Here is a 677-nt window from a genome sequence, read left to right as displayed (position 1 = left end):
CCCCGGGATCACGGTCGTCGACCACCGCGACATCTTCCCGGCGGACGTGCTGCCGGTCTTCAACTCGCACGCCATCGAGACCAGGCTGCACCACATACCGGGCCTGTCCGAGCAGTACCTGTACTTCAACGACGACGTCTTCGTCGGCCGCCGCGTCACCCCGGAGCACTTCTTCTACGGCAGCGGTCTGATGAAGATCCCGGTGTCGCCGCTGAAGATCGGCGTCGGCAAGCCGCACGCCGAGGAGACGGCCACCAACTCCGCCAGCAAGAACGTACGGCGGCTGCTGCTGGAGAAGTTCGGGCGGATGACCACGAACAACTTCATGCACACCCCGCTGCCGCAGCAGCGCGGCACCCTGGCGGCGCTGGAGGAGCTGTTCCCGGTGGACATCCGGCGCACCACGGCGTCCCGGTTCCGCTCGCCGCAGGACATCGCCATGACCGCGCCGCTGCTGTACCAGTACGCGCTGATGACCGGCCAGGGCGTGCCCGGCAAGTTCAGCTTCCGCTACGTGAACATCAGCCGGCCGGACGCCGAGCGCCGCCTGGCCGACCTGCGCCGCAACCGCCGCTTCGACTTCTTCTGCCTGAACGACGTCGACGTGCCGCCGGAGGAGCGCGAGCAGGTCAGCGTGCGGATGCACGAGTTCCTGGAGAACTACTTCCCCTTCCCCA

1 protein-coding gene is annotated in these 677 nt (G+C 67.5%); it reads left to right on the top strand.

What is annotated here, in order from left to right; all coding sequences use genetic code 11:
- Positions 1-677: stealth family protein (locus IE312_RS42640; protein ID WP_229900641.1), on the top strand; the 677-nt coding region annotated here is incomplete at both ends.

Source organism: Streptomyces capoamus (assembly GCF_014654935.1).
Taxonomy (GTDB): domain Bacteria; phylum Actinomycetota; class Actinomycetes; order Streptomycetales; family Streptomycetaceae; genus Streptomyces; species Streptomyces capoamus.
The sequence above is the reverse complement of the archived record's forward strand: the minus strand, read 5'-3'. Positions and strand labels throughout refer to the sequence as shown.